Annotated in this window: 13 protein-coding genes and 1 pseudogene; 5 read left to right on the top strand and 9 right to left on the bottom strand. The window is 35.7% G+C overall.

Annotated features, from left to right (window positions below; all coding sequences use genetic code 11):
- The first annotated feature begins 312 nt into the window (after nucleotides 1–312).
- Both CQ046_RS02100 and CQ046_RS02095 read left to right on the top strand, forming a co-directional pair.
- Nucleotides 313–873: a hypothetical protein gene (locus CQ046_RS02100; protein WP_105700683.1), complete on the top strand. Its 561-nt coding sequence runs from the start codon at nucleotides 313–315 to the stop codon at nucleotides 871–873.
- Nucleotides 874–953: 80 nt separating this feature from the next.
- A complete protein-coding gene (locus CQ046_RS02095; protein ID WP_105700682.1) occupies nucleotides 954–1,649 on the top strand; it encodes an ABC transporter ATP-binding protein in 696 nt (231 codons plus the stop codon).
- Between the two features lie 39 nt (nucleotides 1,650–1,688).
- Here CQ046_RS02095 and CQ046_RS02090 read toward each other — a convergent pair whose 3' ends face one another.
- Together CQ046_RS02090 and CQ046_RS02085 are read right to left on the bottom strand one after the other, a co-directional pair.
- Complete coding sequence (locus CQ046_RS02090) at nucleotides 1,689–1,979, bottom strand: hypothetical protein (protein ID WP_123906556.1); 291 nt, start codon at nucleotides 1,977–1,979, stop codon at nucleotides 1,689–1,691.
- A 192-nt stretch (nucleotides 1,980–2,171) separates the two neighbouring features.
- Entirely contained in the window at nucleotides 2,172–4,109 is a 1,938-nt protein-coding gene (locus tag CQ046_RS02085) for an SPFH domain-containing protein (protein WP_105700680.1), read from the bottom strand.
- 446 nt (nucleotides 4,110–4,555) lie between these two features.
- On the opposite strand from CQ046_RS02085, the gene CQ046_RS02080 reads away from it, so the two are divergent.
- Nucleotides 4,556–4,993 (top strand): hypothetical protein, encoded by a 438-nt coding sequence (locus CQ046_RS02080; RefSeq protein WP_105700679.1) that lies wholly within the window; start codon nucleotides 4,556–4,558, stop codon nucleotides 4,991–4,993.
- Between the two features lie 130 nt (nucleotides 4,994–5,123).
- Here CQ046_RS02080 and CQ046_RS02075 read toward each other — a convergent pair whose 3' ends face one another.
- From CQ046_RS02075 to CQ046_RS02060, 4 genes are all read right to left on the bottom strand, one after another.
- Nucleotides 5,124–5,924, bottom strand: a complete 801-nt coding sequence (locus CQ046_RS02075) for a patatin-like phospholipase family protein (RefSeq protein ID WP_105700678.1) — start codon at nucleotides 5,922–5,924, stop codon at nucleotides 5,124–5,126.
- A gap of 283 nt (nucleotides 5,925–6,207) precedes the next feature.
- On the bottom strand, nucleotides 6,208–6,798 hold the full coding sequence (locus tag CQ046_RS02070) for a hypothetical protein (protein ID WP_105700677.1): 591 nt from the start codon (nucleotides 6,796–6,798) through the stop codon (nucleotides 6,208–6,210).
- Nucleotides 6,799–6,857: 59 nt separating this feature from the next.
- On the bottom strand, nucleotides 6,858–8,246 hold the full coding sequence (gene lpdA, locus CQ046_RS02065; RefSeq protein WP_047378183.1) for a dihydrolipoyl dehydrogenase: 1,389 nt from the start codon (nucleotides 8,244–8,246) through the stop codon (nucleotides 6,858–6,860).
- Nucleotides 8,247–8,474: 228 nt separating this feature from the next.
- Entirely contained in the window at nucleotides 8,475–8,738 is a 264-nt protein-coding gene (locus CQ046_RS02060) for a hypothetical protein (RefSeq protein ID WP_105680809.1), read from the bottom strand.
- A 180-nt stretch (nucleotides 8,739–8,918) separates the two neighbouring features.
- Between CQ046_RS02060 and CQ046_RS02055 the strand changes: the two genes are divergently transcribed.
- Both CQ046_RS02055 and CQ046_RS02050 read left to right on the top strand, forming a co-directional pair.
- Nucleotides 8,919–9,305 (top strand): hypothetical protein, encoded by a 387-nt coding sequence (locus CQ046_RS02055; RefSeq protein WP_105700675.1) that lies wholly within the window; start codon nucleotides 8,919–8,921, stop codon nucleotides 9,303–9,305.
- 125 nt (nucleotides 9,306–9,430) lie between these two features.
- On the top strand, nucleotides 9,431–10,312 hold the full coding sequence (locus CQ046_RS02050) for a hypothetical protein (protein WP_105700674.1): 882 nt from the start codon (nucleotides 9,431–9,433) through the stop codon (nucleotides 10,310–10,312).
- A gap of 53 nt (nucleotides 10,313–10,365) precedes the next feature.
- Here CQ046_RS02050 and CQ046_RS02045 read toward each other — a convergent pair whose 3' ends face one another.
- From CQ046_RS02045 to CQ046_RS02040, 3 genes and pseudogenes are all read right to left on the bottom strand, one after another.
- Nucleotides 10,366–11,991 (bottom strand): beta-glucosidase, encoded by a 1,626-nt coding sequence (locus tag CQ046_RS02045; RefSeq protein WP_262498044.1) that lies wholly within the window; start codon nucleotides 11,989–11,991, stop codon nucleotides 10,366–10,368.
- Nucleotides 11,983–12,733: pseudogene (locus CQ046_RS23825) on the bottom strand (glycoside hydrolase family 3 protein); the annotation flags it as partial. The gene CQ046_RS02045 and the pseudogene CQ046_RS23825, both read right to left, overlap by 9 nt.
- A gap of 164 nt (nucleotides 12,734–12,897) precedes the next feature.
- Nucleotides 12,898–14,343, bottom strand: coding sequence for an alpha-L-fucosidase (locus CQ046_RS02040; RefSeq protein ID WP_105700673.1), 1,446 nt, complete (start codon nucleotides 14,341–14,343; stop codon nucleotides 12,898–12,900).
- Nucleotides 14,344–14,367 lie beyond the last annotated feature (24 nt).

The raw sequence follows: 14,367 nt of genomic DNA, 5'->3' as shown, positions 1-14,367 counted from the left end.
TTTTAACATTTATTTCAAATTAATTTTCAACTCCAACGTATTTGAGCAATATTCAATCTGTATTTCAGCACATTACATCATATTAATTATTGTCAATCTGAATTTAATCAGAATCAACACTTTCGCGCAAAAAACCATTAATCAAATGATTATCAATTTATTAAATAAACAATGAAATCCATAGTATCCACAGATAATCTCCTATTGATATTAAAAAAAAATGTTACTTTTGCTTGAACTAATAAAGTTGTTTTTTGCTTTTTTATTAGTAAATTTATGTACACCAAGTAATAAAACATTAAAATTGATTTTATGAGAAAAATAATTCTACTTATTACATGTATGTTCGGTATTTCAGTTTTCTCACAGATTAAAGTGTTGAAGAATGAAAGTTTGGTGGAAATTGGTAAAGATAATTCCGTTGGTCTATATAAAAAGGAAGATAAATTTACAGTCAACTACCAGGATCTGAACACCAGTAACCTGAATACAATCCGATCTTTTTCTTTTCAGAACCTTAATGGGGATGTTGCCGGATTATATAAAATGATCATGGATGGCTTTGTTACTCCTCCGGAGGAGAATATTGTATTGGAACTTCCTAATGACATTATTGAACTTCATTATGAAAAGAATTACGGCCAGCAGACCGTACAGTTTATCCAGGTGATCAACAAAAACCGAAAATACATTGGAAAATCACAGTTTTTAACTCAAAAACAGGTGGAGAAAGTTTTCGGAAGAACCAATGGAAAGTATGCAATGTATGACAAACCTGCTTCTGTAAATCCTGCAGCGAGTAAAGGAAATGGAAATACAGCATCTACTGCAGCACCTGCAACTGGCGGAACCAAGAAAAAATCAAGAAAATAATTATATTTTATAAATATTGCGAAACTCATTCTATCGGATGAGTTTTTTTATTTTATTTTTGCAAAAACATCGTAAAACATATGCCGCTTCAGATAATCAATTTAACCAAAAAATTTGGTGAGCAGACTGCCCTAGACAATATCAATATTTCTATTGATAAAAATGAAATCATTGGTCTTCTTGGTCCAAACGGTGCCGGAAAATCTACCTTGATGAAATCCATTGTCGGAGCACTGAAAATTGATCAGGGTGAAATTATTTTCAATGGGATGAATATCTCTGACCATGAGATTGAAAGCAAAAAGAAAATAGGTTTTCTTCCTGAAAACAACCCGCTTTATCTGGAAATGTATGTGAAAGAATACCTTCAGTTTATAGCCAACATCCATAAAATCTCTGAATCCAGAGTAGATGAGGTCATAGAATTGGTAGGAATTACCCCCGAAAAATCAAAAAAAATTGGTCAGTTGTCTAAAGGGTACAAACAACGTGTAGGGCTTGCACAGGCTATTATTCATCAGCCGGATCTATTGATTCTGGATGAACCTACCAATGGTCTGGATCCTAACCAAATCATAGAAATCCGTAATGTAGTAAAGGAAATCGGACAGCAAAAGACGGTTTTATTATCAACACATATTATGCAGGAAGTAGAAGCCCTTTGTTCAAGAGTAATTCTTATACACAAAGGAAATATTCTTCAGGACTGCCCTATTGATGAGTTTAAAGGTAAGTTTGAAAGTCTGGAAGACGCTTTTGCAAGTTATACCGCATAAAGAATATGAAATCGCCCGAAAGTTTTTCGGGCGATTTTTTTAGTTTTTAATGATATATCCTACTGGTGCTGTAATTTTTAAAATCTCATACTTTTTATAGTGAACCCAGAATTTATTTTTATCATGAAAATCCTGATTCATATAAAGCGTATCTTTTTGAGGCATAAGCACAATATAAATATCCTTATCAACAACTCTCATTTTCTCACTTACAATATGAATATCAGACAATTCTCTTTTTGAAAAAGATGAATTGCTTTGTTCTATTTTTGAAGTTTTGATATTTTCTACAAGTTCATTTTTAACCAAATGATTGCGTACTGTAATCATTAGAAAAAATAAAATCAGGCTGATAAGCATGCCAAAAAAGGCTTTAGAACTCTTTTTCACAATTTCACAATAGATTTCAATAATGGAGAAAACAAAAAAACTAATAATCAGTAGTGCTATAATGAGCTGAACGATATAAATCATTTTAAAAATTCAAAATTTGAGTTAAGTGTAAGTTATTGGCCAATTGAGTTAAGAATCATTATCCGTTTTTTCTTCAGTGACAGGAACCGTTTCTACATTTTTCTTCTGAATCTGTTCCAACAGCTGAAGTCCTAAAAGTCCACTGATTCCTCCATTGGCAGAATCTCCGCTTCCCCCGATTAATACTTCAGGCATTATTCTTACATTCTGACTCGCTATATTTTCCATAATCTTTAATTGGGTGAAATTATTTCCGCCCATTGCTTCTACAGACAGTTTATAGGATTCCGCATTAGATTTACCAATGGCCAGAATTTTCTCTGCTTCAGCATTACCAGTTAATGAAATCTGTTCAGCACTTGCTTTTGCCAGCAATTCAATTTTTTCAGCTTCAGCTTTTGCCAGAAGTCTTGTTTTCTCAGCTTCTCCGGTTGCTAATAGCTTCAATCTGTCTCCTTCTGCATTCGCCTGCAATCTTACAGAATTGGCATCTCCGGTTGCCTTTTTCACCGATGCATCAGCAATTCTTTCTGCAATCACAACCCCTTGATCCGCTTTTACAATTTCCTTCTGCATATCAGCAACGGCTGTTTCTTTTTCAAGAGCTTGGCGCGTTTCCTGAGCCAGCATTTCAGTTTCATAAGTTATTTTCTGTTCTTCCGCTAATTTTCTGTCTGTCAAAGTTTTCATTAAACTTTCAGGAGGAACGATCGCGCCTATCAAAGTATCAACAGCGTTTACGTTATACTGTTCTAGAACACTGCTGATATGGTCTTTGGCAGATTGCTGTCTTTCTTTTCTGCTTCCTAAAAATGCAATCACATCACTGTCCTGTGCTGAGTTTCTGAAATAATTTCCAATCGTTGGCTCTAAAACCTGGCTCACAAGATTGATCATATTTCCGAAACGGGCGATCACTTTTGGAGCTTCATAAGTTGGAATATGAATGATTTGCGAAACATCAAGGTTGAAAGGGAAACCATCTTTACTTCGTACTGTAATGGTTGAAAGGTTCTTATCAAGCTGATGAGATTCACTTCTTTCATAAGCCCAGTTCAATACTAAATTGGTTGTAGGAACAAGCTCAACTTTCATAATGTATGGATTGATAGGATATTTTCCGGGACCAATAGGCTCCGCCCAAACTCCTTTATGACCTTTCTCCACAATATTTCCATGTTTAAAATCAACACCGCTCAGATCTTTTCCATCTTCTCCCACATAGCTGATAATAACGCCCACATGGCCAATCGGGATTTCCGTCATTTTTACCATTTCTACTTTTGTGAACCAAGGGTTCAGGAAATAAGATCCGGCAAGGATTACCTGCTCCTGAAGACCTTTATATCCTCCATTGTTTAAAAAGGTATCAACATCCTGAAATTTATTATGATCACTGATAATTTTACCGGCAATCTGACCTTCTTCCAGAGGACTTCCTTCCATGGTTGTAATAATTCCTACCGCATTATCAGGAATCTGAGTCATATCCGTTAATTCGATTTCAAACAACAATGTATTGATTCTGTAAGATCCCGGTGCAATGATTGCGGTCTGACGGCCTTTTCTTCCTCCGTTTTTTAAAAAAGCTTCAGCATCCTGAAAAGAATCACAGTCCACTTTTCTGGCTAAAATTCTTCCGGTTTCCAGCTCTACACCATCTTTTGCCAGTAATAATCCTATTTTACCGGTCGGGATCACTGTAAAAGATTGAAAATCGATAGAATACTGCCATATCCATTTCCCAAAATAGACTCCCGGAGCTAATGTCTGAGCCTGAAAACCTGCTTCTCCATTGGTGGCGATAATCCTTCCCTCAGGAAGTTCCTGTTTACCTACCAACACAAATTTTTTGGTAACCAAACCTATTTTGTCCTGGGGAACAATGATTAATCCAAAGAAAATTCTTAAGATGAATTTGTAAAAAAGTACGCACAAAAGCGCAATTACGGCCGGAACCATCCAGCCATGAAAAGCTAATTCCATAGTTTGTTTTTTTTTGTTTTTGATTAAATTTTAAAACAAGGATTGTGCTCTGATTCTTCAGAATATGAAAAAACAGAGTACGAATTATGTGATAATTCTTTCGAAAAAAATTAAGAAATTACAGGAGGAGAAGTATTAAAAATCGTGAAGATGATTTCTGATACTTTTAATAGAAAAAACTTAAAGTTAATTAGTTTCATTTTGATAATAAAGGAACGAGATCCTTTGATGGTACAAATGTACATAAGAAAAGTATTCAGTTGTTTCAGAATTTGATAATATTTCACAAACAAAATGGTAATCAATTGAAAATCAATATTATTATTTTTCAGAACCTCTATACAAAAGCCTTAAGGACTTATTTTCCAGAACGATAAGTCTTCTCTTTAATAAAAAATGGCTTCATATTTGATAGAGTCTGAAATGTTAACCAATAACCACTCAATATGATAAAGCATATTTTATTAGGAACTTTCTGCTTAGCTCAGTTTTCTTTCGTTTATGCCAAAGAAGTTCCTAGTCCAAAAACAGAAGGTTTTATAACCTCTTCTATCCTTCAGCAGGTCCCGAAGACTGTTATTATCAAAACCAAAAAATTCAAGATCAGAATAGACAAGCAGCCGAATGGCAAGTACCTTTACCAATCATGGAATGCCAATGCAAAGATTACGGCTAAACCAAGCATGATCATCAGTGATGGGGAACTGATTCCTGACGGTTCAGGAGGGAATTATTACATCAACTTCAATAATGAAGGACACAGCTATCAGGTTTGGAGAAATTACCTTACAGATTCTGCAAAAAAAGCTCCTTACACATTGGTTGTCAACGATGCTAATGACCGTGAAATTGTTCGTCAGGACGGATATGTGGTTAAAAATTAAGTATAAAGGCTGGAAGCTGGAGGATAGAAGATGGAAGGTGCTGTAGTTTGTCTACAACATATCTTTAAGAATTCAAATTTGCTTTCCTTTCTTATAAAATAAAAATCCTGCATATTGATGCGGGATTTTTTTATGTTCCGGATTGTCTTAATTCTGTAAAAAAGGTACTTTCCTCATAGCTTTCTTTTGCTGCTTTGTAACCGATATTAAAAATCTCTTCCAATCTGTCTTTTCTGCGTTCAAAAGTTCCATAAGAAGATAATTTCTGGGACGAAATGAACCAGTCACAGTAATCAAATTTTACTTTTTCTATCCTGTAGGAAAGCAAATCGTAAGAACGGGAAACAATCGCTTTAATGGAGTTCAGATCTTTAATCTTGGCTTCGTTGGGAGGAGAGACAAATACACCGATAAGCTTTTCACAATCCTCTCTGATGATATCTGCCGGAAAATTATTCAAGACTCCCCCATCACAATACATTTCATCCCCAATGATATAAGGTGTTGTAATTCCCGGAATGGAACATGAAGCAATGATGGCATCCACGATCTCAAAATCTTTATCAAAAATCTTCTGCGTTCCGGCAACAAGCTCAGTCGCTACAATTTTCACCTCGATATCAAGGTCACCCAATTTCATTTCATGGAAAATAGGTTTCAGATAGTTTCTGAAGATCACTGAAGAAACAAGTCCCGGCTGATTGAAGGTAAAGTGCTTCCAGTTGAAAAAATACACAGAATTGAAAAATTCCAGGATTTCTTCCGGAGTTTTTCCTATAGCATGAAGACATCCTACGATAGATCCGGCACTGCAGCAGGAAAGGATATCAATTTCAATTCCTTTTTCCTGTAAGAATTTTAATACTCCTGCATGAGCGATTCCTTTGGTACCGCCTCCTGATAAAACAAGTCCTACTCTCTCAAAATTCATTGAATAAATGTATGAAAACGGTATGAGATAATTAAGTTAATTTTTATAAATATGTTAATTTTAAAATTATTTTAAGAAAATCCACTGTATATAAATTAAAAATTCATCTAAAAACTTCATTTAAGAAGAATATAGAGTAAACAATAAAACTAACAGGTTTTTGAAATATATTAGGTTTATTGTTACATAAAAAAGAAGAGGCTGTTTCAAAAGGTAAACCAACGCTCTGAGAATTCCTTACATGACAAAAGTTGTCAGACAGGAAGACAGCCTCATTTAAATCTTATTTTAGTTTACTATCATATAATTGTAAAAGCTTGATGTAATCTTTCTCTATTTTAGCTTGCTTTAGTTTTTCCGTCAAATCCAAATCTTCTTTAAATAACTTCTTTAAATTCCGACTGAAGCCATCTAAAAGCATCTCTTTATAAAGAATATTTTTATCCTTATCCACCAAATAATTCACAATTTGGATACCTTGTGACAAAATCGAGTTACTAAAAGCCTTATACCAATTTATATTCTTTCCTTCATAAACTACCTCAACCAGCCCTTTCTCTTTAATAAATTTATCCGTTGATGCAAAATATTCATGCTTCTGCTTATCCTCATCCAAAATTTTAATATATCTTACTTCATTAATGGGGACCCAGGTTGTATTTCCTTTTTCATCCATCATCTTCATTTTAAATAAAACAGTAGCAAATGAATATTTTTTATTAGTATACATACCAGTATTTCTCACTCTAGCCTTTATGGTATCTCCGGACTTTTTTAAAACATATTCCGCTGGAAAATATCTTTTGTTTTCTTTTTCTTGAGAAAAAATGAAGGAGGAACAAAGGATTGCAAATAAAAAAAATATTTTCTTCATAGTTAATTATTAAAAAAAGCCCAGAAAAATCTGAGCTTTTATATATTTAAAATAATTGATTAAATGTGAATCACTTCACCGTAAGCAGCAGCAGCAGCTTCCATAATGGCTTCAGAAACTGTTGGGTGCGGGTGGATAGATTTGATGATCTCGTGACCTGTAGTTTCTAGTTTTCTAGCAACAACAGCTTCAGCAACCATATCCGTTACTCCTTCACCAATCATGTGGCATCCTAACCACTCACCATATTTAGCATCAAAAATTACTTTGATAAATCCGTCTGTATTTCCGTTTGCAGTAGCTTTACCACTTGCAGAAAGAGGGAATTTACCTACTTTGATTTCGTATCCTTTTTCTTTAGCCTGCTTTTCAGTAAGACCTACAGAAGCTACTTCAGGGTGGCAGTAAGTACATCCTGGGATATTGCCATAGTCGATTTTTTCAACGTGCATTCCTTTGATTTTCTCAACACAAGTGATTCCTTCTGCAGAAGCTACGTGTGCCAATGCCTGAGTTGGGATGATATCTCCAATGGCATAGTAACCAGGTACTGAAGTTTCATACCATTCGTTTACCAATACTCTTCCTTTATCTGTCTGGATTCCTACTTCTTCTAAACCGATGTTCTCGATGTTAGCAGCAATACCTACAGCAGATAATAAGATATCAGCTTCAAGAGTAATATTTCCGTTAGCTGTTTTCACAGTAGCTTTTACGCCTTCTCCACTTGTATCAACGCTTTCTACAGATGCGTTGGTCATGATCTCGATTCCTGTCTTTTTCAGAGATTTCTCTAAGTGTTTAGAGATTTCTTCATCCTCTACAGGAACGATGTTTGGCATAAATTCAACAACAGTTACTTTAGTTCCCATTGTGTTATAGAAGTCAGCAAATTCTACCCCGATAGCTCCAGAACCTACAACGATCATAGATTTTGGCTGCTCAGGAAGAGATAATGCCTGTCTGTATCCGATTACTTTTTTACCATCCTGTGGCAAGTTTGGTAATTCTCTTGAACGAGCTCCAGTTGCAATAATGATGTGAGTACCTGTATATTCAGTTACTTTACCTTCTTTATCCGTAACAGAAACTTTTTTACCTTTCTGTACTTTTGCAGTACCAAGAATTACGTCAATCTTATTCTTTTTCATCAAGAATTCGATTCCTTTGCTCATTTTGCTGGCAACACCACGGCTTCTCTGAATTACATTTGGGAATTCAAAGCTTGCCTCCACTTTATTCAAACCATAATCTTCAGCGTGGTTGATATAATGAAAAACCTGAGCAGATTTCAATAAAGCTTTAGTTGGAATACATCCCCAGTTAAGGCAAATTCCTCCTAAATTTTCTTTCTCGATAATTGCGGTTTTGAAACCTAATTGCGCTGCTCTGATCGCAGTAACATATCCACCAGGACCACTTCCAATGACAATAATATCGTAATTCATTACTTTAAAAATTTTTATGCGAATTTAAGGAAAAATATTGGATGTTTCATGTTTCTGTAAACTGATCTTAAAATGCATCAATAAAGCTATTTTCATTCAATTTTAAACAAAGAAAGAGAACACAAAACGCATTCTCTTTCAATATTTTTTATCATATATTAAAAATTCTTCAAAACACAGCATATGAAAATTGGCTTTTTCAATTTTTATAACTGCAAGAATTCTTTATTATTTTGCCTGTCTAAGTAATCGTTTTTCAGTCGCATACCTTTGGTTTAAGGCTTTCATCTGATCTCTTTTCATCTGTTTAGTGGCAAGAGGATGATTAAGGATGAGTTTTTTCTCTGTATTATATTTTTTGGTAAGCTCCTGCATTTTAATATTCACCAACTCACTTTTTGAAGGATGTGGAGGAACGGGTGGATGTTTCTGTGCAGAAACATTCATGGATAAACCTAGTAACAGTACTGTTGAAATTAATAACTTTTTCATAATGCTCATATTTTTGAATGATTTCAATTAATTCAATATCATTTAATTAAATTCATTCCGGTTCATTATCAATCTTGCATATATCATACCAATATTTTTTTATAACCCGTAAAAAACACAATGTAATATTAAAAGATGCTCTATTTTTCATACATTTATTTATCCTTTAAATAAGCGTTTATGAAGACTTCCACGAAAAAAAACAATCAAACTAAAGACAGTATCTGGATGAAAGAACCGGAAGATCACGATTTTCCTGCAGCGCAGGATTATCTGGAACTCCTTTTCGAACCGGATGAAGCCAAAAAAATGGTTGAAAAACTTAAGACCGCTCCTACTATTACCAAAAAGTCAAAAGACATCTTAAGAGCCAGTAAGCTTGCTTTGCTTCCGGAAACCAATATTCATGTAAAGGAGAATCTGAAAAAAGTACAAAAAAATAAGAAGCTTTCCCCTATACTGCTTGTAAGAGGCCAGCATGAACTCATCATTGCTGATGGTTATCACCGGCTATGCTGCAGCTACTATCTTACTGAGGATCTGGAAGTACCTTGTCGTCTGATCTAAAATATTATTACTATTATTAAAAAGCATAAAGGATTATTCGTATTAAAAACATACAAATAATTCTTTATAAGGTGATTTTTGCATCATATTTTTTATATTTTTGTTTGAAACCAATTTTATAGAATATGAAAAAATACATCTCAATTCTTTTATTTGGGGCTCTGCCCTTGTCTGCACAAGTAGGTATTAATACCTTAACTCCAAACAGTACTCTCGCCATCAACGGTTCCTTAAGGGCTGGGTACAAAGAGGTCACTGCCACCACTTATAGCATTCTGACAACTGATCATTACATTACCTATAACGGGACGGCTGATGCTACATTTACACTTCCTGTTGTTGGAGCAGGAACTACAAGTTTTACCGGGAGAATTTATAAAATCAAAAATATCTCCGCGAATGCCATTACACTCCAGGCTTCCAGTGGCAATACCTTAAGGATTGATAATACTCCTGTTGCGTCTTTTGTAATTCCTACGGGGGCTTATGCTGAAGTGGTAAATAATAGCAATACTACGGGAGGAACCTGGGATTTATCTTTTACTGTTCTTCCTAAACCAAGTAACGTGGAAATTTATGGTACGCAGCTTTTTATTCCGCCTCATGCTTTGGGAACGACAGCTATTGCAGACTGGACGAACCATTTTAATCCTGCCTATGACTCTGGTTCTGCTACTGACAGATGGTGGATTGTGAGTAAGGCGTCTGTAGATAATGCTCATTCTTCGCTTTATACCAATGCCAGTAGAATGACTCTTGTTTATGAATATCAGGGCACACCGTTTAATGTTACGAATATGTATCCTATCCTTACGGCAGGAAATAACTCGAGTTTTCCTGATGTATTTACTGCTTCGTTTGTGAGTCTTGCCAATAATGGGACTGCGGGAAGAACGAGACTTACAGTGTCTGTAGCACGTGTTGATTTTATGGGAAATAACGGATCCAATAACAGTAACTGGACAGGAACTTTCTTACTGAATGTTCTTTTGGCTAGAAAATACTAGAGATTCTTACAATATATTCAAAAAAGAGCAGATTTTTTCTGCTCTTTTTATTGTTATAATATTTCAATATTTTGTTTTAAAGAAAGGTTTTTTGAAGAGTTCCCTACCATGATTCTGTATGTTCCTTTTTCAACTACCCATTTCATTTTTTCGTTTAAAAATTGCAGTTGTTTTATAGGGAATTCGATTGTCACAGATTTTGATTCTCCAGGCTGTAATTCTATTTTCTGAAACCCTTTGAGTTCAATAATGGGTCTTGAAACAGAAGCTAACAGGTCTTTTACATATAACTGAACAACTTCGCTTCCTATTTTTGAACCTGTATTTTTTACATTTACTTTTGCAATGATGGTATCATTTTCTGAATACTGAGTTTTATTCAACTGTAAACCGGAGATTTCAAAGGTGGTATAACTCAGTCCAAAGCCAAACGGATATAATGGTTCTCCGCTCAGGTCATGATAATCATTCCCTCTTCCTGTTGGATGATGATTGTAAGTTAAAGGTAATTGTCCTTCTTCAATCGGAAAAGTAACAGGAAGTTTTCCTGACGGGTTTTCAACTCCGAAAAGCGTTTTGGCAACGGCATTCCCGCCTTCTTCACCCGGATACCAGATATCTAAGATGGCTCCTACTTTATCTTTCCATGCTGTTGTTTTTATGGCTGAGCCACCTATCAAAACAACTGTAGTTGGTTTATTTAATTTTGAAACTTCGTGAATAAATGATTCCTGGTTTCCCGGCAGACTTAATGATGAGCGGTCCTGAAATTCCCCTTCATGAATTCCGGCTGTAACAATGATATAGTCTGCTTTTTGAGCAAGGTCCAAAGCTTCTTTAAAATCTTTCTGATAATTGTGCAGGCCGTAGTTCCAGATCAGTTCCAGATTGGCTTCACCACGATTTTCATGAAATTCAATCTTAAGATCATATTTTTTTCCTTTTAAGAAATCTAAAGCAATCGTTTTTGTGGAATAGCTCAGTTTTTCCCATTGATCAATGATTAATTTCCCGTCAAGATAAAGCCTGAAACCGTCATTTCCTCGTAACCCCAATTGATACTTCCCTGATTCCGGCGCTTCTAATTTCCCTGTCCAGCGAACACTGTATTGATCGGGCTGAAGTTTTTCAGGATCAGGAGAATATAAGGTCCATTTGAAATTAAGCTGTTCATCCTGTTTTTCGAAGGCTGGGTTTCCTTTTAAATCTGTATTAGAAAAATAGCTTCCTTTTAATCCCTTTTTGTTGTCTGAGGACAAATATTCATTTGGAATGGTGGTAAAATCTTTTACATTCCAGTCAATTCCTTTTGAGTACATGATTTCAACTCCTTTATTCCTGGCATAATTTTTAAGTCCATCCAGAATATTTATTTTCTTATTTCCAGGCCCGGAATAGCCGCCTAATCTGGCGTCTGTAGCATCTGTACCCACTACCAGAATCTTTTTTATATTCTCAGAAAGAGGAAGTGTGTTATTATTGTTCTGCAGCAAAACGAAAGATTCTAAAGCTGCTTTTTCTGCTAAAGATTTATGATTCAATTTCTTTAATTCTTCAATTTCCTTAGCCGAAACATAAGGATTTTCAAATAATCCGAGCTCAAATTTGGCTTTCAATACTCTTGAAACGGCATCATCAATTCTTTCTTTCGATATTCTTCCATCCAAAAATGGTGGCATAAAAAGCTCATAATGTTTGTATTCTGTCTGAAAAATCACGTCAAGCCCGGCATTTATTGCTTGTGCAGAGGCATCATCATAATCTTTTGCTGTAAAATGAAGCACATTCGCTCCACCAACTGCACTTGCATCGCTGATCACGAAGCCTTTGAAGTTCCAGTCATTTTTTAATTTCTCTGTTAACAGCCAATGGCTTGCTGTTGACGGTCTTCCGTCAAGTAAGTTATAAGAAGTGCTTTGGAGTGGTAATAATTCCCTTATTTTCAAATGAACTGACAAAGCTGACTCCCATTACGGATGTCAAAAAAGGATCTTCACCATAGGTTTCTTCTGTTCTTCCCCATCGTACATCGTTTGCAAGATTGACCACGGGTGTCAGAATCTGACGAATTCCTCTCAGTTTTGACTCTGTAGCAATCGCTGTTGAAACCTGAGCCATCAATTCCGGATTAAAAGTAGCAGCTAAACCAATTGCCTGCGGAAAAGCTGTAGCACCTTCCCGAACCAACCCATGTAAGGCTTCATCAAAAGGAATAATAGGAATTCCTAATCTTGATTCTTCCACAAAATATTTCTGAATGGCATTGATTTTTTTCACCAGTCTCTCAGCATCTTCGTTGGCATTATATTTCAATAGTTGCCCTGCTGCTCCACCTCCTTGATTTCCTGCGCTTACCTGCAATCCAAAAATCCCATGGGAATATTGTGCTTTCGGGACGTTATCCAAATCTCCGGGAATCATGAAACACTGCCAGAATTTTTCTTCCGGAGTCATTCTCTTTAACAGGTCCTGAACTCTGGTTTCAATAGGCTGCTTTGGGTCTTTATATAAAGGTTTTTGAGCAAAAGTAATCACAACATTCAACAATAATGTGACTCCAGCAAGTTTAAAACTAATACATCTCATTATTGAACGATTTGAATTACAGTAGCATATTTCAGATTTTTCCTTTCTTCAGGTAATTTGATTTCAATGATATTTTCTGCTGTTTTCTTCCATTGAATTTTGCTTGATAATCCTAAAACTTTTAAAGATTTTGGTTTAAAAGTTTCGGAAATGGAAAAGGTAAGAACGGCTGGAGCCTGATATTCCGACTGTTCACTAAGATGAAATACATTTACTGTATGGTGATCCTTGCTTTGAGTATAATAGTAATTTCCTTCGTGGTAAGGTATAATGCTTCTGGTCGCAAAAACTGCTGACTGATTTTTCTCCATCCAGCCTGAAATCTGCTGTAATCTTTCATAGACTATTGGGTCATAATCTCCATTAGGTCCGGGAGCGATATTCATAAGATAATTTCCACCTCTTGAAATGATTTTAACCAAGGTTTCAATGATCTTCTGGGAGGTTTTATAGTTGTCATTCGGAACATAGGAAAAGGAATCTCCCATTGTAATACAGCTTTCCCAGGGAATGGAAAGAGCATGCTCAGGAACTGCCTGCTCGGGAGTTACATAATTTTCCCATTTGCCGGGAACGGTACGGTCTACAATGATAATCCCCGGTTGATTTTTTCTGGCCATCGTCCCTATTTTGTCCATATCAATATCCTGTTCTACTTTAATGGTGCGCTGCCATTCAACTTTCGGATCTATGGTGTGAAAAGGACGTACCCAGCCACCATCCAGCCAAAGAATATCCACTTTACCATAATTGGAAGTGATTTCGTTCAGTTGGTTAAAGGTAAATTTCTTAAAGTTATCCCATCTTTCCGGATATTTCTTTGGATCATAATTCACATTTCTGTCTTTGGGCGGAAAGTAAGACCACCAGTAATCATCAGAGTGCCAGTCAGGTTTTGAGAAGTAAGCTCCTATTTTAAATCCTTCTTTTCTGAATATATTGAAAATTTCTTTCGTCACGTCGGATTTTGGATTTTTTGAAAATGGGATCTTGGAAGATGTTATTTTATAATCCGACTGCTGGGTATCAAACATGGCAAACCCATCATGATGCTTGGTGGTAAAAACCACGTATTTCATTCCTGCTTTTTTTACAGCATCAGCCCATTTTTGGGGATTGAACTGGGTTGGATTGAAAGTTGTCTGAAGGTTTTCATAATTTTTCACATATTCGTAGTAAGATTTTCCGTGCTCAGGTTTTCTCTGCGTCCATGATTCGTCTTCAGGACATAAACTCCAGCTTTCTACAATTCCCCATTGGCTGTAGGTTCCCCAATGCATAAACAGCCCGAATTTCATATCCTGCCACTGCTCCAGATTTTGGGCAACCAAGGGATCTGTAGGCTTCTGATAGCCGTCAGACACATTATGAGCCTGCGAAAATGCTATTGAACTTATCAAAAAGTATGAAAGAAAAAGGGGTTTTACTTTGGATGTAACCGGCATATGGAATAGTTTTCCGCTAATTTA

It is taken from the genome of Chryseobacterium sp. MYb7 (assembly GCF_002979455.1).
Classification (GTDB): Bacteria; Bacteroidota; Bacteroidia; order Flavobacteriales; family Weeksellaceae; genus Chryseobacterium.
Note: the sequence above shows the minus strand (reverse complement) of the source record. Positions and strands in the feature narration are given on the sequence as shown.